The 545-nt window shown below is 76.7% G+C and carries 1 protein-coding gene; it reads right to left on the bottom strand.

All coding sequences use genetic code 11. From position 1 onward, the window contains the following. On the bottom strand, positions 1-376 hold a 376-nt coding region (locus ACVNF4_RS36835; RefSeq protein ID WP_461807146.1), incomplete at its 3' end, for an NAD-dependent epimerase/dehydratase family protein. Positions 377-545 lie beyond the last annotated feature (169 nt).

Genomic DNA, 545 nt, shown 5'->3' on the forward strand with positions numbered 1-545 from the left:
GCGGGACGGCGTCCTCCGCGGTCGACGAGCCGGGCTGGCTCGGGCCGTACTCCGCACCGCAGCCGATCTGCACGAGGCGCGCGCCGCACCCGCTGCGCCGCAGCGCCTCGCAGACGGTGGCGACGGCGACGGTGTTGTGCCGGATCAGCTCCTTGGCGCCGCCGCGTGTGGCGCCCGCGCAGTTGATGACGACCTGGGGGTGGACGGCGTCCAGGAAGCGCGTCAGCGCCCCCGGGCTGCCGGACGCGAGGTCGAACCGCACGTCGGCGTCGTCCCCGCGCCCGAGGGCGGTGAGCTGTGCCGCCGGGTCGGCGAGCAGCCGGTCGGCGACGAACCGGCCGAGGTATCCGTTGGCTCCGATCAGCAGCACCCTCATCGCGCTGCCCCCGGGAAGTGCAGGGCGGCACGGGTCGCGCCGGGTCGAGGCGTGGTCATCTGGTCTCTCCTTCGAGGGTGGTGCGGTTGCCCGCGACGGGGTGGTGGGGCGCGCTCGCCACGCGCGTGGGGGGTGGCCGACGGGGGCCGTGCACGGGGGCGACGCGCCG

The sequence above is a fragment of the Streptomyces sp. S6 genome (genome assembly GCF_054880855.1).